The sequence below is a fragment of the Marinobacter sp. NFXS11 genome, assembly GCF_040148675.1.
Classification (GTDB): domain Bacteria; phylum Pseudomonadota; class Gammaproteobacteria; order Pseudomonadales; family Oleiphilaceae; genus Marinobacter.
Genome location: NZ_JAGDDV010000001.1, coordinates 519,931 through 540,267 on the forward strand (window position 1 = coordinate 519,931; position 20,337 = coordinate 540,267).

At 57.4% G+C, this 20,337-nt stretch carries 19 protein-coding genes; 11 read left to right on the plus strand and 8 right to left on the minus strand.

Features of this window, described 5'->3' with window-relative positions:
• Positions 1–196: 196 nt before the first annotated feature.
• A complete protein-coding gene (locus J3362_RS02565; protein ID WP_349517994.1) occupies positions 197–1,837 on the plus strand; it encodes a methyl-accepting chemotaxis protein in 1,641 nt (546 codons plus the stop codon).
• 68 nt (positions 1,838–1,905) lie between these two features.
• Positions 1,906–2,271 (plus strand): DUF4870 family protein, encoded by a 366-nt coding sequence (locus J3362_RS02570; protein ID WP_041645407.1) that lies wholly within the window; start codon positions 1,906–1,908, stop codon positions 2,269–2,271.
• A gap of 13 nt (positions 2,272–2,284) precedes the next feature.
• Here the strand turns inward: J3362_RS02570 and J3362_RS02575 are convergent, their stop codons facing one another.
• The 5 genes from J3362_RS02575 to J3362_RS02595 all read right to left on the minus strand — a co-directional run bounded on the left by J3362_RS02575 (position 2,285) and on the right by J3362_RS02595 (position 8,538).
• A complete protein-coding gene (locus tag J3362_RS02575) occupies positions 2,285–3,598 on the minus strand; it encodes an MFS transporter (RefSeq protein WP_349517995.1) in 1,314 nt (437 codons plus the stop codon).
• 83 nt (positions 3,599–3,681) lie between these two features.
• Positions 3,682–4,776: a DUF1513 domain-containing protein gene (locus tag J3362_RS02580; protein ID WP_349517996.1), complete on the minus strand. Its 1,095-nt coding sequence runs from the start codon at positions 4,774–4,776 to the stop codon at positions 3,682–3,684.
• A gap of 13 nt (positions 4,777–4,789) precedes the next feature.
• A complete protein-coding gene (locus J3362_RS02585) occupies positions 4,790–5,824 on the minus strand; it encodes an imelysin family protein (protein WP_349517997.1) in 1,035 nt (344 codons plus the stop codon).
• A 9-nt stretch (positions 5,825–5,833) separates the two neighbouring features.
• Entirely contained in the window at positions 5,834–7,240 is a 1,407-nt protein-coding gene (locus J3362_RS02590) for a di-heme oxidoreductase family protein (protein WP_349517998.1), read from the minus strand.
• 2 nt (positions 7,241–7,242) lie between these two features.
• On the minus strand, positions 7,243–8,538 hold the full coding sequence (locus tag J3362_RS02595) for an imelysin family protein (RefSeq protein ID WP_349517999.1): 1,296 nt from the start codon (positions 8,536–8,538) through the stop codon (positions 7,243–7,245).
• Between the two features lie 184 nt (positions 8,539–8,722).
• Between J3362_RS02595 and J3362_RS02600 the strand changes: the two genes are divergently transcribed.
• The 3 genes from J3362_RS02600 to J3362_RS02610 are packed head-to-tail and all read left to right on the plus strand — an operon-like array spanning position 8,723 to position 11,677.
• Positions 8,723–9,562 carry a 23S rRNA (adenine(2030)-N(6))-methyltransferase RlmJ gene (locus J3362_RS02600; protein WP_349518000.1) on the plus strand — a complete coding sequence of 280 codons (840 nt, stop codon included), beginning with the start codon at positions 8,723–8,725 and terminating at the stop codon, positions 9,560–9,562.
• Between the two features lie 26 nt (positions 9,563–9,588).
• Positions 9,589–10,863, plus strand: coding sequence for a hypothetical protein (locus tag J3362_RS02605; protein ID WP_349518001.1), 1,275 nt, complete (start codon positions 9,589–9,591; stop codon positions 10,861–10,863).
• 10 nt (positions 10,864–10,873) lie between these two features.
• Complete coding sequence (locus J3362_RS02610) at positions 10,874–11,677, plus strand: mechanosensitive ion channel family protein (RefSeq protein ID WP_008174028.1); 804 nt, start codon at positions 10,874–10,876, stop codon at positions 11,675–11,677.
• Here J3362_RS02610 and J3362_RS02615 read toward each other — a convergent pair.
• Positions 11,651–12,754 (minus strand): TRAP transporter substrate-binding protein, encoded by a 1,104-nt coding sequence (locus tag J3362_RS02615; protein WP_349518002.1) that lies wholly within the window; start codon positions 12,752–12,754, stop codon positions 11,651–11,653. The genes J3362_RS02610 and J3362_RS02615 overlap by 27 nt on opposite strands.
• Positions 12,755–12,925: 171 nt before the next feature.
• Between J3362_RS02615 and J3362_RS02620 the strand changes: the two genes are divergently transcribed.
• Positions 12,926–13,831 (plus strand): DMT family transporter, encoded by a 906-nt coding sequence (locus J3362_RS02620; RefSeq protein WP_008174034.1) that lies wholly within the window; start codon positions 12,926–12,928, stop codon positions 13,829–13,831.
• Positions 13,832–13,844: 13 nt separating this feature from the next.
• Complete coding sequence (locus J3362_RS02625) at positions 13,845–14,099, plus strand: GIY-YIG nuclease family protein (RefSeq protein WP_349519238.1); 255 nt, start codon at positions 13,845–13,847, stop codon at positions 14,097–14,099.
• Here the strand turns inward: J3362_RS02625 and J3362_RS02630 are convergent.
• Positions 14,077–14,970, minus strand: a complete 894-nt coding sequence (locus J3362_RS02630; protein WP_349518003.1) for an alpha/beta hydrolase — start codon at positions 14,968–14,970, stop codon at positions 14,077–14,079. The two genes, J3362_RS02625 and J3362_RS02630, sit on opposite strands and share 23 nt — an antisense overlap.
• Before the next feature lie 94 nt (positions 14,971–15,064).
• Here J3362_RS02630 and J3362_RS02635 point away from each other — a divergent pair, with 94 nt between their 5' ends.
• A complete protein-coding gene (locus tag J3362_RS02635) occupies positions 15,065–16,072 on the plus strand; it encodes an alpha/beta hydrolase (protein WP_088556684.1) in 1,008 nt (335 codons plus the stop codon).
• 47 nt (positions 16,073–16,119) lie between these two features.
• Complete coding sequence (locus J3362_RS02640; RefSeq protein WP_227507921.1) at positions 16,120–16,767, plus strand: YiaD family glycine zipper/OmpA-like lipoprotein; 648 nt, start codon at positions 16,120–16,122, stop codon at positions 16,765–16,767.
• A gap of 66 nt (positions 16,768–16,833) precedes the next feature.
• Here the strand turns inward: J3362_RS02640 and serA are convergent, their stop codons facing one another.
• Positions 16,834–18,063 carry a phosphoglycerate dehydrogenase gene (serA, locus tag J3362_RS02645; RefSeq protein ID WP_349518004.1) on the minus strand — a complete coding sequence of 410 codons (1,230 nt, stop codon included), beginning with the start codon at positions 18,061–18,063 and terminating at the stop codon, positions 16,834–16,836.
• Between the two features lie 190 nt (positions 18,064–18,253).
• Here serA and J3362_RS02650 point away from each other — a divergent pair, with 190 nt between their 5' ends.
• Both J3362_RS02650 and J3362_RS02655 read left to right on the plus strand, forming a co-directional pair.
• Positions 18,254–19,657: a D-2-hydroxyglutarate dehydrogenase gene (locus J3362_RS02650; RefSeq protein WP_349518005.1), complete on the plus strand. Its 1,404-nt coding sequence runs from the start codon at positions 18,254–18,256 to the stop codon at positions 19,655–19,657.
• Positions 19,657–20,334 (plus strand): SIR2 family NAD-dependent protein deacylase, encoded by a 678-nt coding sequence (locus J3362_RS02655; protein ID WP_349518006.1) that lies wholly within the window; start codon positions 19,657–19,659, stop codon positions 20,332–20,334. The genes J3362_RS02650 and J3362_RS02655 overlap by 1 nt, the downstream gene beginning before the upstream one ends.
• The last annotated feature ends 3 nt before the right edge of the window (positions 20,335–20,337 follow it).

The window sequence follows — 20,337 nt, forward strand, 5'->3', positions numbered from 1 at the left end:
AACACCGCAAACCCGGCCCACTCGGTAACAGAGTGAGTCGGGTTTGCGGTTTTTTGTTTCAGAAACGCTATTCCCCGCCGATATGGTTATTAAATACACTAAAGTATGAGTTATAAACTCATGTCAATTCTTTAGTCTCCACAATGGCCTTTAATAACAAGATGCTTGCAGAAACAACAAAAAAGAAGAGGTTTCCATGGGGTTACTGGACAGGGCTTCAATTTTATGGGGGATGGCGGTTGCCGGACTTCTTGCAGTCGTCTGCGCAGCGGTGGCGCCGTTGCTAGGTCTTGAAATTACCTCACTGCTCATCGGGCTTGTCGTAGGTCTCGTTGCTGCCGGCGGGTTCATGATTGTTCGTGTCCTGGAGCCGACTGAGCGTGGCCTCAAGGCCTTGAATAACGGCACCCTGGCTGACGATCATCCGCTGCATGCGCAATGTCATCAGTTGCTAGCCGATGCGAGGGCGGGGCGCGCGCTCGTCGAAACGCTTTCCGGCAGCGCTGACAGGAACGCGATCTCAGCCGCCCAGGTGTCTTTCGCGGCCGATCAGTTGAAGCTGCGGTTGGATCGCCAGGTTGAAGAAACCGCCCAAATGGCCGATTACGCTGGCCAGATAACCGAGACCGTGCGGGAATCCTCGGAGCAGGCCACCGATGCAGCTACCATGGCGCTGCAGAACAAACAGGTAAGTACCGAGGGTCGTGAAGCCCTGATCTCCGCCATAGACAGTGTAAGGGCGGTGCATCAGCAGTCCGGGGAAAACCTGCGCCTGATCCAGGAGCTGAACGAGAAGTCCAACAAGATCCAGGGCGTAACCACCACCATCCAGGGCATCGCCGAACAGACTAATCTGCTTGCACTCAATGCCGCCATTGAGGCGGCGAGGGCTGGCGACCAGGGACGCGGGTTTGCGGTGGTGGCTGACGAAGTGCGCCAGCTCGCAGGTAGAACGGCTCAGGCAACCGGTGAAGTCGCCGAAACCCTGGAGGAAATACGCTCCGACACCACGCTGATCGTTTCCCGTATTGAAGACCTGGCCCGCAGTATCGAGGCGGGGCTGACTTCGGTGGAGAGCGTTGGGGAGAGGTTGGAACAGATCAGCGATCAGTCGGACCGTGTACAGCAGCAGGTCGCACGGATAGCCGAAATTGACCAGAACAACGAGCAGAGTCTGGCCCAGGTCTTCTCCGCGATTGAAACCGTGCGTGACCAGATTTCCGAGAGTGATACCAGCGTTTCATCGCTCGCGGAGCAGGCGGCTACGCTGATGGAGCTTGCAGAGAAAGCTAACGCGTCATTCGCATTGAACAGCAAAGCCAGTTATCACCGGCCGTTCTTCGATCAGGCCCGGGCGGGCGCAGACCAGATTGGTCAGATGTTCGAGCAGGCCATCCGCGACGGCAAACTCTCCGAAAGCGCGCTGTTCGACAAGTCCCGTACGCCGATCCCGAATACTCATCCGCCAAAGTACTCCAGCACCTTTGACAAGTTTACCGACCAATATCTGCCTGCTATTCAGGAGCAGGTGAAAAATGCTCACGAGGCCATTGTCTTTGCCATTGCCGCTGCCCCCGACGGATACGTGCCCACCCACAACCGCGATTTCGCGCACGCGGCAACAGGCGATCCCAAGGTGGATCTGGTCAAGAGCAGGAGCAAGCGGCTGTTCAACGACCGTACCGGTATTCGCTGTGGTCAGCATACCGAGACCATGCTCTTGCAAACCTACCGTCGGGATACCGGCGAAATCATGCATGACCTCTCCGTACCAATCTATGTGAATGGCAAACACTGGGGTGGATTCCGTTTGGGTTATCGTCCGGACAATCACTGACCGCCCGCGGATTTCCGGCGATGGGCGCTGTGGTAGACTCCGGTTAATCGTCAAATAGGAGACCTGCTTTGACTGAACCGGAGTTTATTCCTGCCGACGCGGACCCCGCGTCCCGTCGCTCAGATCCTGCCCGGAACCTGGCGGTAGTCGTCTACATCCTTCAGGCGCTTTCATTCTTTGTTGGAGGCATTACCGGTCTGGTGGGCGTGATCATCAATTACGTCAAACTGGATGACGTGCGGAACACCTGGGTGGAGAGGCATTTCCGCTGGCAGATTCGTACGTTCTGGATAGGCCTGCTCTGGACCGTGATCGGTATTGTTACCACGCCACTGATCATAGGCTGGTTTATTCTTCTCGGTATTTCGATCTGGATTATCTACCGGATTGTAAAAGGGGCGCTCGCTCTGAATGATGGCAAGGCGCCCTCCTGATTGCCCGCCTTAATCAGTCCTCTGTAACTTCCTTGAGTCGTATCGCACTGAACATCCCGGCCAGGCCCATCAGGCCGAGAACCATAATGACCGCGACTGGGGAGATCATTGATACCAGAGCGGTCAGGCCGCCGGTGACAAGCAGCAAAACGCCAATGACCGTGTTGCTCACTGCAGTGTAATCGGTGCGCTTGTTACCCCCGGCCATATCCACCAGATAGGTTTTTCGCCCCAGCCTTACGCCAGCATGTGCGATGCTCAGCACGAAGAATGCCACCGGATAGAACCACACGCTGCCTAAGTTTTGCCCCAGGGTAAGTGCTGCAGTGCCGACGATCAGGCAGGTGCCACTGGCCATTGCCGCGCCACGGATCATCACCCTCCGGCTGGACGTGTCTGCCGCCCAGCCCCAGAAACTGGCACTCAGGGAACTGGCGAGACTGCTGGCGAGCAGGAAGATGCCCAGCATCCAGCCGATATCCGACTCCTTTTGTGCCAGGACCACGAAATAGGGCGATGCCAGGGCAGAGCAGAGAAGCAGGGCCCGGGTGATCACGAAATTACGAAAGGGGACGTCATCACGGAGCAGGGACAGGCTGCGGAATGCCTCGTTGATGGCGTTTCCACCGCCACCGGTTTCACCTTCATGCTCCTGAACTCCGGCAAACAGAAAACCGGCAATTACCCAGAGTGCGCCTGCCAGAAGCAGCAACACGGTGTAGAAGGCAATCGTGGGGTCGCCACGTTCCCAGAATAACAGGCCGGTTAAAACAACGGTTGCCGTGCCACCGATGGTGGACGCCAGTCCGCCAAGCCTTCCCCGGCGGGTCTTGGGAATGCATTTCCCCTGAACGTCTTTCATGGAGACGGAGCAAAAGCCGCGGGCAAGGGAAAACACAATGAGAGCGGAAATGATCCCGAAGCCGGCTGCATAACCCTCGAAGAACCAGACACTGGCCGCCATCGCCACCACGCTGGCGGCCTGTCCGAAACTGCCCAGCGTCCAGAACCACTTGCGAACCGGTTTGCGGCGCACCCAGGCCGCGATGACCATTTGTGGAACGAGAGAGCCGGATTCGCGGATCGGAACCAGCCAGGCCACCAGCGCGGGAGCACCTATGGCACTCATCAACCAGGCCAGCACGGTCTTGGGGCTGATCAGCAGATCGCCCAGCTTGGTCAGTACGTTACTGGCGAGAATGAGGAAAAAATTGCGGGGTACCTCGCGACAGGCCTCCTCAGGAATATCCTTGCAGACCCGGGCATCTTCTTCGTTGGCAATCAGGCCATAAAGTTGTTCGATGGTGTCCTTTCTGCTCTCAGGCAAACCGCTATCCTCCGGAAAATGTGTCGAAAGGATACCAGTGTGGCGCGGTATCCTTAAGTCCGGATTACGGCAACTGCGAGCTATCAGACCAGATGGTGGTCCCAGTGAACGGATAGATCTGCGAGTTCTCTGGCGGGTTTGCCGGCGCCGAGCCGAATAAGTTTTCCCCGCCCGGAGGAAACAAGAAAATCCCCTCCGGCAAGGGTCTGGATGCCCGCGCAATCAGCGATGTGTGCGCGGTTGACCAGCTCACCGGTCTTGCCCCTAAAGATAATGGCCGTTCCACCAATCGGCGAAGCCGCAGCCACGAGGTCGTTTTCCGGATGCGCAACCACGCTTGAAATGTAGTTGGCCAACGCTGTCCGGGTGTTCTCATCGAACCGGTATTCCCGCAGAGTTCCCTCTTCAAGACGCGCCAACAAAGGCGGCGTTTCGTAGAGTGGGCCCTGGTGCTGATAGGCCACATACACGCGGCCATCGCCGCTGACGCTGACATGGCGGGCGCTTTGCTGATGATGAGGCGGCCTGAAACGGCCAACAATTTTGCCGGAGTGACGATTCATGAGTACCAGGGCTGGATCCATGGTGTCCAGATTCAGTTTTATGCGGTCGTAATCCGGGTGAGTAAGGATGCCCCCGAGCCCGATCACCAGGGTTTCGCCGTCGGGATGCAAGGTCAGCTCATGGGGGCCGATTCCCGCCATGTCAAAGGTTTTTGTCCGCCGATAACCCTTTTCGGCATCGTAGACTGCGATGATCCCCGCGCCCTGATCGTACCGGCTGGCGGTGACGTAAAGGCGTCGGCCATCGGTCGAGAACACACCGTGGCCAACAAAGTGTTCGCCCGGCTCGGCTGAAATATGGTGTTTCCGGGCACCCGTAGTGCTATCGAAAACGTAGAATGACCAACCCGGGCGGCGCTCGAAAAACAGGGTCTCTTGCTGGTTCGGTCGGTTGCAGCCGCTATGGCAGCGGGAATCGACAGGCGCCTGCCACAGTATCCGGCCGTTGCGGTTGAACGCGCTGACTCCAAAACTGCCACCCGGGAACCCGACGGCGCCGGCATATCCATCAGGTTGGACTGACGCTTTTCGGGGCAGCACGGAACAGCCGGTCAGGCCCACGGCAACGCCGCCGGCAATGGATACCTTGAGAAGGGCTCTCCGGCTCAAAAGCATAAGATCAGCTTCCTCAGTCGCCATCGCTCGAGTTGAAGCCTCTTACTACGCCAAGTGCGATTGCCGCCTGGTCATTCACCTGCGTGGTCAACTGGGAAATATCAACGTAAAGGCTTTGCAGAGCCCGGAACTGGTCTTCTTCTTTCAAAGCAGTTGCCATGGGTAGGTGGGCACCGGGAAAGTTCTGCTGAACCTCGTTGAATTGTTTGCGAATGCGGTCTGCCAGGTCGGACGCCCCCTTTGCTTCCAGCGAAATTTCGAGCCCCGGTGAAAAGTACCGGTTCAGGCCGTCGACAGTCGCCGCGACCGTCTGCAGGCTTTTGCCGCTGCGCCAGGCGTCCGCGATGTAAGGGTTGCGTTTGTTAGTGCCGCGAAGTCCCATGGGTTGGGCCAGCCTTCTTTCTTCCAGGATTTCCAGCGTTGCCATACCCGCTCGGATAGTGGTGTCGAAGTACTGCTCGGTCTCCAGATAGTGCGGCCTGAAAGCCTGCCAGCCAGCCATCAACGCGTCGCTGTTGCTTTTCACGTGTCCCGCGACGTTCGTTAGCAGCTCGCAGGTCCGGGCGAGGGGGAGTGAAGTTTCCCCGGCATTGAACTCTTGGTCGAACAGCAGATATTCCATCATCGGGAAGCCTTGCACAGCGACACCGGACTGATTGATCACGCTCGGGGTGATCGGTTCATCGTTTCCGATCAGGTAAGCCGCTTTCCGTGCGATCAGATTCTTCGGATCCGGCCAGAACTGGAACTGCCAGGAAAGGTTGTTGTTTTCGACCGGGCCGAAATCGACAAAGCGTACCTTCTGCCACGCCAGGAAGGCATTCAGCCAGGCGGCTTCCACGTGTTCCCGGCTTCCCTCGGCTGGATTCTGGCAGTAGTCATGGGCGGATTCAGCCAGCTCACCCGCTTCTGTAGTCAACGATTGATAGCCGGTCGCAATGCCTTCATACCACTGCTGGCGGGCCTGGGTGTTGGCTTCGCTTGCCCACGCCAGGGGCGAGGTTAGTGCCAGGATAGATGTGCACAGCAGTCTGGTGATCCCTTGCATGACTGATCCTCAGAGTGAATTCAGGAAATCGATCAGAGCGGAACGATCTTCGGGCGACATCTGGCGGTATCGGTCGGCGGCCGCCTGAGCCTCGCCACCGTGCCAGAGCACGGCTTCTTCCAGAGTCCGGGCCCGGCCGTCGTGCAGGAACCCGGCTTGTGGATTCACCACTTGGGCCAGGCCAATGCCCCAGAGCGGCGGGGTTCGCCATTCATTGCCATTGGCCTGGAATTCATCGCGGCCGTCGGCCAGGGCAGGACCCATGTCGTGCAGCAACAGATCCGAATAGGGCCAGATAGTCTGGTTGCTAAGGTCCGGGCGATCGGCAACCTCGCCGGTCTGATGTCTCGGCGTATGGCAGCCAGCGCAGCCACTTTCGTTGAACAGCCTTGCCCCCTGCCGGACGGATTCAGACCCAATATCTCGACGCGCGGGTATTGCCAGACTCTTGGCGTAGAAGGTCACGAAGTTGGCGACCTTGTCGCTTACCTCCGGTTCACCGCCATGGGTAAACCGCTCACAATTCTGCTCGGGCATGCAGTCGGTTTTAGGTTTCAGAGTAGAGGTCAGCCCCATATCTCCGGCGAACGCACCCATGCTTTGCTGGTGGACATCGGGCTCGGCTGCCTTCCAGCCGAATCGACCGGGCACGGTCTGTTCCGTTGCCAGATCCCAGACCTGGTTAAGCTTTCCGGAGATGCCGTTTCCGTCCGCATCGTCAGGGTCTTGGAGGGCTTGCAAATCTTCGATGGGGATGGCTTCCAGCAAACCCATTCCGATCATCTGGGGTGCTACCCGGGGTGACACCAGCAGGTCTTCCGGCAGTGGCCCATACTTTGGGTTCTCAATGCGGTATACAGGCTTGCGCAGTTCCACCACCGTCCCATCCGCGAGAGTTTCCTTCACTGGCGTCCATTCGACGATCAAATCAGCCTCTGGTTTCGCTGCAGGAAGCGCGGCTGTCTGGAGCTGGCTGCCATATACTGGCGCCGGTTTAAAACCGTGTTTGCGCAGAACGTCTGCGTCCAGCTCCGGATCAGCAGGGACTGCCAGTCTCAAAAACAGGGAGACCGGCGGCTCGTCGACACCAGGTGGGTGTCCGCGACCATCCTTGATATGACATCCCTGGCAGGAGTTGGTATTGAACAGCGGGCCCAGGCCGTCACGGGCGTCAGTGCTTGCCGGGGCTTCGACCCAGGGGTTCCGGAAGAAACTGTTGCCGACACTGAAATCCAGACGTTTGGTCATGGACAGATTGCCCTGGGGAAGCGAGTAGGCATTGGTGTCTGACTGTTGTACGGTGCCCTCACCACCTGTGGACTGAGATGTCTGGATCGGATAGCCCGCGTGAGTCTGGGCGAAAACGTGGGTGCTGGCGATCGCCAGCGCCCCGATTAAAGCAAGCGGTCTCATCATGCTCAGAACGCGTGGCCGGCATCATCGGGAGACAGGGCTTCAATACCCAGGTCGCGCGCAGCCTGCTCAATGGAACCGGTCTGTGCGACCAGCGCCATGATAGCGCCGTTGACGATACGAGTTCCCTCGGCATTCCCGGGTGCAATCATGGTGTCAAAAGCCATGGGATTTTCGCTGCTCTCCGCACGGGCCTTCATTAGCGCCAGGGCTTCCATGGAGGCGTCCAGCTGGTTGTTAAGACGGGCGTCCAGCTCTGGGTCGCTCTGCTGAACCAGGTCAGACAGGGAAGGGCCGGTCACCAGGCTGCCATCCACGCGACGATAGGTACCCGTGTAGACGTTCTGGATACCCTGGCCGTTGTAGTAGTGCGAATTGTGGGTATTGTCGCTGAAGCAGTCGTGTTCGTCCTCATAGGAATTGGCTTCCAGAGCAACCTTCATTCGCTCGCCGGCCAGCTCGCCCAGAGACAGTGAACCCATGCCGAACAGCATTTTCTGAACACCCTGATTGGCGTCTGCAGCGGTCAATTGCGACCGGTAGTTGTCACTGGCGCCCGGCGCCCACTGGGCCACCATCCACTCCAGGTCGGATACCAGAAGGTCTGTTACCGCATCCAGGTATTCGCCACGACGCTCACAATTGCCATTGGTGCAATCAGCGCCCTTCGCGTAATCCGTGACCGGACGCTCACCGGCGCCGCTTTCAAAACCGTGGAGATCCTGACCCCAAAGCAGGAATTCAACCGCGTGGTAGCCGGTAGCAACGTTGGCTTCAGAGCCGCCAACTTCGTTCAGATCTGCGAGCAGTGCAGGGGAAAGAGATGCCACATTCAGTGTTTCACCACCCACATTGATACTGTTGCTTGCGATGATGTTTGCGGTGGCACCGGCGTTGCCCAGCTCGTGCTGGTACCCGTCTGCCTTCACATAATCGATCAGGCCTTCATCGAGCGGCCAGGCGTTCAGCTGGCCTTCCCAGTCATCGACAATAGCATTGCCGAACCGGAACACTTCTGTTTGCTGATAAGGAACCCGCGCTGCCAGCCAGGCTTCTTTTGCGGTCGCCAGATTGGCTTCGGTCGGATTGGCGATCAAGCGGTCAGTTGCTTCGTCCAGCGCGCGGGCGGTGATCAGGGCATCTTCGTAGTTGGCATGAGCCAGATCGGCGTAGTGATCGACCACTGAGTCTTTGGTTGCTGGCTGATGATCCTTGGTGGACCAGGGATGATTAGCGCAGCCTGCAGTGAGCAGAGCGGTTACTGTCAATGCCAGGGGGGCTGGACGAAACATGGACGTCATTCCTTTCTCCAAGTTCTGGTAATAGTAGTAATAATGAGAAATATTAGCGTTAAATATTATGAGTTCCGTTTTATCGAAACGCAAGCGGGAAACGGACTCGATGGATCAGGATTGACGATTGTGCTCTTGCCCCGGGCAACCGTGATCGGGCTTAATGGCCCCGTCACCAGGGAGCTATTCTTGTATGTTGAGTTATTTGCACGCCTTCCACGCCGGCAATTTCGCCGATGTCCAGAAACACGGAGCCCTGGCACTGGTCCAGACCATGATGCGGGCGAAGGCCTCCGGTATTGCCTGTTTCGATACCCATGCCGGCAGTGCCATATACGACCTGCGAAGTGATCGGGCCCGCAAGACTGGAGAAGCCGACCACGGAGTTCAGAGACTTTGGGGCGCCAGAGATCGGTTGCTGTCCGGGGACTGGAAGCCGTTTCTGGACGTGCTGACAGGATTCAATGCCGGCGGTGGTGAACTGTCCGTTTACCCCGGTTCTCCTGCGTGGTTTCAGCATTTTCTACGGGATGGAGATGCGCTGACGCTGTTTGAACTGCATCCGTCTGAGGGCGAGCAACTGGCGGACTGGGCTTCCGAGGCTCCGATTCGCGTGCTCAGACAGGACGGCCTGGCAGGTCTGCTAAGACAGTTGCCTCCCAGACAGCCGCGCCTGCTGACGCTGATTGATCCCTCTTACGAGGTCAAAACTGACTACATTGAAGTGGCGCAAACTTTGGGGAAAGCATGGCATAAGTGCCGTCATGGCATTTTTCTTGTCTGGTACCCGATACTGACCAGTAGCCTGCAGGAACAGTTGAAAGATGCGGTCAGGGGCACTGATGCGCGCAAGATACTCTGCAGTGAGGTGCATCTGAATAATCCGCCGGAGCGAGGCATGGTCGGATCGGGCATGCTGGTGGTAAACCCACCCTGGGGTTTTGACTCCCGGTTTGCCGCAATGATGAGCGATATTGCCGGGGCGGACGTTTTGAATTTGTCTCACGATATTGGTTGGCTGGTTCCTGAGTAATTGAAAGGACGGCAAGCAAGGGAGCAATGAGGTTGAAGGATAAGCCAGTAAACAAGGCAGGATCCGTGTGGATGCCCGGCGGCCTGATTCCGGTTGAGCAGTGGAAAGTGCCTGAAACGTCCGTGAGACGTTCACTCAAAGATGCGTTGCGCCATGCCCTGGCCCAGATTCGGGCGGGCGTGGTTGCAGAAAAGGAAGTGTTTGAAAGCCTCGATAACCTTCCGGAACTTTCAACCGCCCGGCTTGAATCCTTTGCACCGCGGCCAGATCCAAGCGTGCTGGCGGAAGTCCTCTCAAGGGCCCTTGAAGAGCTTGGGCTAAATAATGATTCCGGCAAGAGAGTTGCGTTACTGGTGGCTCCACCGTTCTCGGGTATTCGTTCTGCCCTTGAGTGTTTTCCCGAGCTTGAATTGCAGCAAGAGGGCGACGCGGGCCGGTGGTCGCTGATCCTGCCACCCGAGAATCTGCTTCTTGATGAACAAGGCGCCAGGGAGTGGTGGGACACGCAGGATCTTTCCAGGCCGTGGGTGATTCCGGAACTGGCTGATTTCTGGCTGCGCCATCTGTCCGGACTGGCTCTGGTTCGGGAATTACTCCGTCGGGTTGCTGCGGGAGGCACTGCTCCTGGCGCTATTGGTTGCTCGAGCTGGTGTTGGCAATTCTGGTCCTCTTACTTCAGGGATGTGCACTTTTCGCCGATGACACCTTCGCCGATGGCAGCAGTCGAACTTGGTGAATGGTTCGAATCCCTTGCTGCCGTTGATAGTGATTACTCAATCACGGCCCGAATGGCAGACGATGGCCTATGGGTATTGCCGATGACGGAAGGAAATGACGGGAAAAAGCGCAAACACAGTGGCTTTCTCCGGGATCTCGCCTCAGTAGCAAGAGGTAATCCCGGTGTTGCGCTGGCCATATGGCGACGCGCGCTGAGAGCACGCCCCGAAGAGGAGACGGGCACGGAGGAATCCGGCCCGGGTTCTTCAGACGGCGGTTCAGTCACCCGGGCCTGGGTTATCCCTTTTGATCAACTGGGTTTGCCAGCGGTCCCCCAGAGCCAGGGCGACAACATTGGCCTGCTATTGCACGCCCTGTTGTTGCACGATGGACTGGACGCCTCTCATCTGCAGTTGGTAACAGGGGTTGCGGAATATGAGGCAGGGTTTGTGCTGGCACGTCTGGCCCGCGCGGATCTGATTGAGCAGCAGTCATCTGGTGGTCGCTGGCAAGTCACCGCTCAGGGATACCCCTCGATCCGTCGGCATTTGCAGAGCTGGGGATTTCCGGTCGACACTTTCTAGGAGATGAGTGATGGGTGATCTTGGCATTCGGGAGGCGTTTTCAGCTATCACGTCGGAAGCGTTGCTGGAATCGTTGATGGTTGTGCTGCTGGCGACGGGCCTGATCATTGTAATACAGAAGCTGTTTCCGAGAATCGCAGTGAAACTCGGGGGCAAGCCCCGGTTTTATATCCTGGCGTCGGTGCCCTTGCTGCGATTGATCATTATCGTGGTGACCATCATCGTTGTGGTTCCGATCCTGGTGGAACCTTCGTTCGAGAACATGGTTGCCATTTTCGGAGCCCTGGGACTGGCTCTCGGGTTTGCCTTCAAGGATTACGCGAACAGCCTGATTGCCGGAATCGTAACCCTCTACGAAATGCCGTATCGGCCCGGCGACTGGATCGAGGTGGACGGGCAGTACGGAGAGGTCCGTTCGATTGGCACCAGAGCCGCGGAACTTGTTACGCCGGATGATACCGTGGTGGTGATACCCCACGGCAAACTCTGGGCGTCCCTCATTGCCAACGCCAACAACGGAACGGATAACCTGATGTGCGTGGCGGAGTTCAATCTTGAACCCCACCATGACGTCAGCCGGGTTATGGCGCTCTTGCGGGATGTGGCCTACACCTGTCCTCTTACCCGCACGTTCCGGCCTGTCGTGGTGGTGGTCTCCAACAAACCCTGGGGCATGTGTTATCGGCTGAAGGCATACCCGATCGAGTTGAAGGATCAGTTCCGGTTTATTTCCGAGCTGACTGCAAAGGGCGCAAGTGCGTTGGCTTCAGAGGGCGTAAGGTTTGTCTCAGTCCCCGTCACCGGAAACCCCTGAACTTTGCTTGCGGGTTTCCGTTTGCTCTATCAATTGATTCAACCTGCCAAGAATACGCTGCCCGCTTTCACCGGTGCGCTCGAGGTAAATGTCACGCACCGGCATGCTGGCTTCCCGAAACGCCTCGCGTTCTGAATCGGTCAGGCGGACCACTTTCATGTGGCCCGCTTCCAGCATCTGCTCGAGCCGGGTCTGATTCAGCTCCTCCTGAGTCTCCCAGGCGATCTGCGCGACGTCCTTGAGTCCGTTGTCGAGCCATTGTTGCTGGTTTTCGGGCAAGGCGTCGTACCACTCAAGATTCGAGACCACTGAAGCAACGAACTGGGCCGGTCGCGCCAGGGTCATGGTGGTCTGCACTTCGTAGAAATCCATTTCCTCGATGGCGAAAACCGGATTGCTCTGGCCGTCGATCTTGCGCAGCTGCAGGTCACTGTATACTTGGGAATAGGGGATCTGGCTGGGCTCGGCACCATAGGCCCGGAAGGTTTCTTCCGCCATGTCGGAGGTCATGGTTCGGATTCGCTGTCCGGTGAAGTCTTCCGGCGACCGCAGCGCCTTGTTAGCTGTCCAGGCCATCCAGCCTTCAGGCACGAAACCCAGCAGTTTCATGTTCTGGTTGGCATAGGGTGATTCAAACAATTCGAGCAATTCTGCACTGGCCAGAATCTCTCGTGTCACGTCGGCGTCGTCCGGAAGAACATAGTGCAGCGTGAAGAGACCGACTTCGGGGATGGTGTTGGCAAGATGCCCGGGGGAGGCGAACGCCAGGCTTATGGAACCATTGCGAACCAGTTCAGTAAGCTGTGCCGAGGTTCCCAGAGAGCCGTAGGGAAAAATATCGATTTCAATCCTGCCGTCGGAACGCTCCTCAATCCGTTCCTTCAACGCTTCGGCATAAGCATGCTGAACGCTACCCTCGATCTCCTCAAGGGCAAAACGCCAGGTGACCGGGTAATCGGGGGGTTCCGGGACATCGGCGGTCCCGTCCTCACCGCTGGTTTGGCTGTCTGAACAACCGGTCAGTGCAATGGCCAATGCCAGGCTCAATGGCCAGAACCTGAAACGGACGGTGGGCATAACGGGAACTCCAGTTTTCTCGATCCTTGGTTGATATTGCCATACAAGGTAACACAAGAATGCGCACTGCCGTGGGTTACGGGGTTGGATTGAATTACACTGTCGACCCAGACGATCAAGTGCATATAGGAGACAGTTCATGGAGTTTCAGTGTTGGGCAGGAGGCCGAGAATGACAAACCAGAAGCAGGCGATGCTCTATGGCCTTGGCACGGTGCTGTTGTGGTCTACCGTGGCAACCGCGTTCAAGCTCTCCCTCAGAGAGCTCGCGCCCGTTCAGATGCTGCTGATTGCGTGCAGTGCGTCGGTGGTTGTCATGGCCGTCATCCTGATGCTTCAGGGGCGCTGGCACCTGGTGTTCTCGCTCAGTCGCAAACAGTATGCCCAGTCTTTTGGCATGGGGCTGATCAATCCCTGTCTGTACTATTTCCTTTTGTTCGGTGCCTTTGACCGACTGCCCGCCCAGGAAGCGCAACCGCTGAACTACACCTGGGCTCTGGTGCTGGCCTATATGTCGGTACCCTTTCTGGGGCACCGGTTGCGCAAGCTGGATATTGTCGCGGGCCTGATCTGTTATGCCGGGGTCGTGGTGATTGCCACCCGCGGGGCTGTCACTTCGCTGAGCTTCGAGGATCCGCTCGGGGTTTCTCTTGCCCTCGGTAGCACAGTGGTCTGGGCGTCCTACTGGATTATCGCCACACGGGATACCCGGGATCCGGTGGTTGGTCTCTTCCTGAATTTCCTGTGTGGGTTGCCGGTGATTCTGCTCATTTGCTGGTGGACAGAGGGACTCAGTTTTGCTCCGGGCACGTCGTTGGCTGCAGCGCTCTATGTAGGCGTGTTCGAGATGGGCATCGCTTTCGTTCTCTGGTCCTATGCCATGAAAAAAGCGGAGAACACTTCGAAAGTCAGCAACCTGATTTTTATATCTCCGTTCCTCTCGCTGGTATTCATCTACTTTATTCTGGGCGAGCATATCCTGCCCTCCACATACATTGGCCTGGTTCTGATCATGATGGGGCTATGGATTCAGCAGAAAAAAGTGAAGGATCGGGAAGAGGCCCTGAACCTTGGCTGACTGGTTTGTCTACATGGTTCGAACCGCCAGAGGTTCGCTCTATACCGGCATAACCACAGACGTTGAGCGGCGTTTCATTGAACATCAGGGAGGCGCTCCCCGGGGCGCGCGTAGTCTGAGGGGGAAGGGGCCACTGGAACTGGTGTTCAGCGCGCCAGCCGGAGACAGAAGCCGGGCCTCACGGTTGGAGTGGCGCATCAAGCAATGGCCCCGGCCCAGGAAAGAGGCCCTGGCCCGGGGCGAGCTCAGTCTGCCAGATGACGTTTGATGTGTTCGCCTGCGGTTTCCAACGCGGCAGTGGCCCGATCCAGCTGACCACTGTGTACCTGGAAAACGTGCCAAAGACTGTTATAGACCTCAAGGCGGGTTTCCACATCGTTCCGGCTTGCGGCCTCGGCCAGCCGTTCGGCGTCGTTCAGCAGGATTTCCTGGCTGCCTACCTGGATCAACAAGGGTGGCAGGCCGCTTAAATCCCCGAAGATCGGCGAGATCAACGGGTTGGTAAGGGGTTCCTTTCCGGCGTAAAGCCTGGCGGCCTTGCTGGTCCAGCTGGCCTGAAGTACCGGCTCAATTTCCGGCGCATAAAGCTGCTCCTGGGTGAGGTCTATCCAGGGTGAAAACACCGTGAGCGATGCCGGAAGCTGCAGGCCCTTATCTCGCAGTCGCATTGCCAGGGCAACAGAGAGCCCCCCGCCAGCGGAATCGCCGGCGACGGCAATCTGGTCCGGTTTCAGTCCAGCCTCCAGAAGCCCGTGCCCGCAGGCTTCGGCATCATCCAGCGCAGCGGGGAACGGAAACTCGGGCGCCAGCCGGTAATCCGGCGTAATGATGGCGCAGCCGGTTGTTTTCGCCAGGTGCCCGGTTATGCCACGGTGGGTACTCGAGGACCCGATGATGTAGCCTCCGCCGTGGAGATAGAGAACGGCGCCCCGGGGATCATTGCCGAAGGTTGTCCTGGTTGCTGGCACTCCCCCAATGGTTATGTTCTCGAATTTCGCGCCTCTCGGTGGTGTCGAACTCCGATAAGCCTGGCGCACAATGCGTCGCTGAAGTGGCACCGGTACCGCCGGGTTGAGAACGGGTCTGACCAGCCGGTTCATGGTCTGGCGCAACGCACTCTCTAAAACGTGTTGCAACATCTGTGTCTTTCCCCTGCTATGGGTTAGGCCCGCTATAGGTTAGGATTGAAACCCCGAAATAGATAACTCATTCATGACAGGCGTTTAACTCTACGTGTACTGGAAAACGGATACCATAGAAATACCGGACTGGGACAGGCACTCACTTCTGGACAGACTCGAACCCTTCGACCCGACCTGCTCGCGTGATCTTAGTGATGAAATGGTGGCCTATTGTCGTTTTTATGGGCTGGATCTCTGGGTGGAACATCCGGACGTTGCTTATCATCAGGGTTACGTCAAAGCCTGCGGTCATGAAGTCATGGTGCATTATTTCCGATTGCCGGACCAGTCAACAGAGCGTGGCACGGTGTTCATTCTGCACGGCTATTTCGACCACGTCGGGTTGTACAGCCAGTTGATCGATCGGTGCCTGGGAGCCGGATTTGATGTGCTCGCCTACGATCAGCCAGGCCACGGCCTTTCCAGCGGCACGCCCGCAGCCATTGGCAGTTTCCTGGAGTATCAGGGCGTTCTGTCAGACGTGATGGCTCAGGTCAGGGACAAGTTGCGTCAGCCCTGGTTCGCGGTTGGACAGAGCACCGGTGGAGCGATCCTGATTGATTACCTGTTGTCCAACCAGCACAGCCAGCAGACCTCCGATTTCCGGAAAGTAGTGCTTCTGGCCCCCCTGGTGAGGCCGGCCGGCTGGTTGGGCGCAAAAATACTGCATAGCATGGTGAAGCCGTTTATTTCCCGCTGGCGCAGGGTATTTGCGGAGAACAGTGGCAACGGTCGTTTCCTCAGGTTCTTGCGGGAGTACGACCCGCTTCAGGCGAGGGCAGTGCATGTCGACTGGGTGAGTGCACTTCGAAAATGGGTCCCCCATATCGAATCTGCGCGGCCGGTCGACTTTCCGGTGACCGTCGTGCAAGGTGAGAAGGATCTGACAGTCGACTGGCAACACAATTTGCGTATTATCCGGAATAAATTTTCCTCGGTTGAGGAACGGAAGATCCCTGACGGACGTCATCATCTTGTGAACGAAGCTCAGGATTTGCAGGCAACCGTATTCAATACCATTATTGATACATTCACGAACTCGGCGGAAAAGACCCGTTAAATCGGGTTGGCTGAAGAAACCAGGCACAGGAGAAAGCTGTGAAGAAGATGATTCTTGTATTTATGGTGGCAACTTTCGGTCTCGGCGGTTGTATGACCTATGACCCCTACACCGGTGAAGAGAAAACTTCGAATGCGACCAAGGGAAGCATCATCGGCGCGATTGGCGGTGCGGCTATCGGTGCGGCAACCTCCAGCAAGAGTGACCGCGGAAAAGGTGCCCTGATTGGTGCGGCCAGCGGCGCGGCCATTGGCGGTGGCGTTGGTTACTACATGGACAAACAGGAAGCCGAGCTGCGTCGCCAGCTGGAGGGCACTGGTGTTCGCGTGGTGCGCAACGGCGATGAGATTGAACTGGTGATGCCAGGCAATATCACCTTTGATCTGAATGAATCGAGCATCAAGCCGTCATTCAGCGGAACACTGGAATCCGTGGCTCTGGTGCTGAAGGAGTATGACAAGACCATCATCCAGATTGAGGGGCATACCGACAGTTCCGGCTCTGACAGCTACAACCAGCTGCTCAGTGAGCGTCGCGCCTCATCCGTGCGTGACTTCCTACTGAACCAGGGTATTGAGCCGAAGCGTACCCGTGCTGTTGGCTACGGCGAACGCTACCCGGTTGCCTCAAATGATACCGCGGCCGGCCGTGAGCAGAACCGTCGTGTTGAGCTGACGCTGGTGCCCATGCAGTAAGCAGAGCGTTCGCAGCCACAAAAAAACCGGAGCACAGGCTCCGGTTTTTTTATATCTGGCAATGAATCAGAACAGTACGCGGCAGCGAATGGTGCCTTTCACTTTAAGCAGCTTTTCCTGCGCCAGTTCGCCGTATTCCTTGTTCACGTCGACGACAACATAGCCGATGTCTTCCTTGGTCTGCAGATACTGGCCACAAACGTTGATGCCATTCTCTGAAAACACCTGGTTGATCTCTGACATCACGCCGGGAACGTTCTCGTGGATATGCAGCAGACGGTGCTGATTGGGGTGTGACGGCAGAGCGACTTCCGGGAAGTTCACGGAAGAAACCGAAGTGCCGTTGTCGCTGTACATGGCCAGTTTTTCTGCCACTTCCCGACCGATGTTTGCCTGGGCTTCGATGGTGGAGCCGCCAACATGCGGGGTCAGGATGACATTGTCGAACTCTCGTAGCGGAGAGACAAATTCCTCGTCGTTGGATTTGGGCTCAACCGGGAATACGTCAATGGCAGCACCCAGCAGTTTACCGCTGCCCAGAGCATCGGCCAGTGCGTCGATGTCCACCACGGTGCCGCGGGAGGCATTCATGAGAATGCTGCCGGGTTTCATCTGGGCGAACTGCTCGGCCTTGAACATGTACTTGGTGGCCGGGGTTTCCGGTACGTGCAGGCTGACCACATCGGCAATGTTGAGCAGCTCCTGGAGCGTACCTACCTGGGTGGCGTTGCCGATCGACAGTTTTGAGACGACATCGTAGAAGTACACATCCATGCCCAGGCCCTCGGCCAGGACGCTGAACTGGGTGCCGATGTTGCCGTAACCGATAATGCCCAGTTTTTTGCCACGGATTTCATAGCTGTCCTTGGCGGATTTCAGCCACTCGCCGCGATGGGCCTTGGCATTTTTCTCCGGGACACCGCGCAGGAGCAGAATGGCCTGGGCGAGAACGAGTTCCGCGACGCTCCGGGTGTTGGAGAAAGGCGCATTGAAAACGGCAATACCGCGCCGGGTGGCCGCCTGCAGATCCACCTGGTTGGTGCCAATACAGAAGCAACCCACAGCCACCAGCTTCTTGGCGGCTTCAAATACTTTCTCGGTCAGCTGGGTGCGGGAACGGATGCCGACGAAGTGCGCATCGGCAATCTTCTCGACCAGCTCTTCCTCGGCCAGCGAGTGAGACAGGTACTCAATGTTGGTATAGCCCGCAGCATTCAGCGTATCAATGGCAGATTGATGCACGCCTTCCAGCAGCAGGATACGGATTTTGCTCTTCTCAAGAGACGTATTTGACATGGGCTTGCTTCCGAACCTTTCGTCACGTGAAATGACCCGTGGCCAGTGATCGTCGGGGCTGGCTCACAGAACAGGGGCGGTATGATACCATAAACAAAGATTTTCACAGCGCGCCGGTTTGCCTGAATCAACTGTCTGTGATTCCTGTTGCAGGATGCTCCGGCCCAAACCTGACGAGACCGAAAAATTCATGAATTCTGAACAGATCATTGCTTCCCTCAAAGACCTGATGGCCACTGGCGACGCGCCCGGCAAGGTGCTGACCGACCCGGCAGATCTGGATACATACGGCAAGGACTGGACCAAGATCTACCCGCCCAAGCCCCTGGCGATCGCATTTCCCAAGACCACCGAGCAGGTTCAGGCACTGGTAAAGTTCGCCAACGAGAATCAGGTGGCACTGGTGCCTTCCGGCGGCCGCACAGGCTTGAGTGCCGGCGCAGTGGCTGCCAACGGGGAAGTGGTTGTGGCGTTCGACAACATGAACCAGATTCTGGACTTCAATGCCAGCGACAGGACAGTCCGGTGTCAGGCCGGTGTTGTGACCGAGCAGTTGCAGAATTGTGCTGAAGATAACGGTCTTTACTATCCGGTTGATTTTGCCTCCGCCGGTTCCAGCCAGCTCGGTGGCAACCTTTCCACCAACGCCGGCGGTATCAAGGTGATCCGCTATGGTATGAGCCGGGACTGGGTTGCCGGCCTCAAGGTTGTGACCGGCAAGGGCGATATCCTGGATCTGAACAAGGATCTGGAGAAGAACAACACGGGTTACGATCTCCGCCATCTGTTCATCGGCGCGGAGGGCACACTGGGCTTCATTACCGAAGCCACCATGAAATTGTCCCGGAAGCCGGATAACCTGACGGTGCTGGTGCTGGGTCTGAATGACCTGACCAACACCATGGATGTGCTGCAGACCTTCCAGAAAAAGATCGATCTCACCGCCTACGAGTTTTTCTCCCATCAAGCCATGGGGCACGTGCTGGCCCACGGTCAGGTGCAGGCACCGTTTGCAACCGAGGCGCCGTATTATGCGCTGCTGGAGTTCGAATCTGTCTCCGATCAGGTGATGGACGATGCCATGGCCCTGTTTGAGCAATGCGTGGAGAACGGTTGGGTGCTGGATGGTGTGATCAGCCAGAGCGAAACCCAGGCCCAGAACCTCTGGCAGCTGCGGGAGCGCATTTCCGAGTCCATCGCACCCCGCACGCCCTACAAGAATGATATTTCCGTGGTCGTATCCAGGGTGCCGGGCTTTCTGCAGGAAATTGATGCCGTGGTCACCGAGCATTATCCGGATTTCGAGATTATCTGGTTCGGCCACATCGGCGATGGCAACCTGCACCTGAATATCCTCAAGCCAGAGGACATGGCCAACGAGGATTTCTTCGAGAAGTGCCAACAGGTCAACAAATGGGTGTTCGAGATTGTCGAGCGCTACCAGGGCAGCGTGTCTGCCGAGCACGGCGTGGGTATGACCAAGAAGCCGTATCTGCATTACACCCGTAGCGAGGCAGAAATCGCTTACCTGAGAGGAATCAAGCAGGTATTCGATCCCAACGGAATCATGAACCCGGGCAAGATTTTCGACTGATGCAGGATCATATCGTAGTGCTGACAGGCGCGGGCATAAGCGCCGAAAGCGGTCTCTCCACCTTCCGGGACAACGGCGGGTTGTGGGAGCAGCACAGTGTCTACGATGTGGCCACGCCCGAGGCGTTTGCGCGCAATCAGGAGCTAGTGCTGCGGTTCTACAATGACCGTCGCCGCCAGCTCGCCTCTGCCCAACCGAACCGGGCCCATCAGTTGCTGGCGGAGCTTGAGAAGCGCTACCGGGTCACCGTGGTCACCCAGAACGTGGACGATCTTCACGAACGGGGTGGCGCGAGCAACGTCATTCATCTTCACGGTGAGCTTACCAAGGCGCGCAGTTCAAAATACCCGGAGCTGATTTACGACATCGGTTATCGTGATATCAACCCGGGCGACACCTGCGACCGTGGCGCCCAGCTTCGTCCTCATATTGTCTGGTTTGGCGAGGAAGTGCCCATGCTCGACAAGGCTGCCGAAGTTGTCCGCACGGCCGATCACCTGCTGATCGTGGGAACGTCTCTGCAGGTATACCCGGCTGCGGGACTGGTCTACGAAGTGGACAGAGATGTGCCCATCACCGTGATTGATCCGGGCGAGCCGGCCTCAGTGTCAAGGGCACGGTTTATTCGCAAGGGGGCCGTGGAAGGTGTTGCCGAATGGGTTGCCAATTACCTGTAGGCC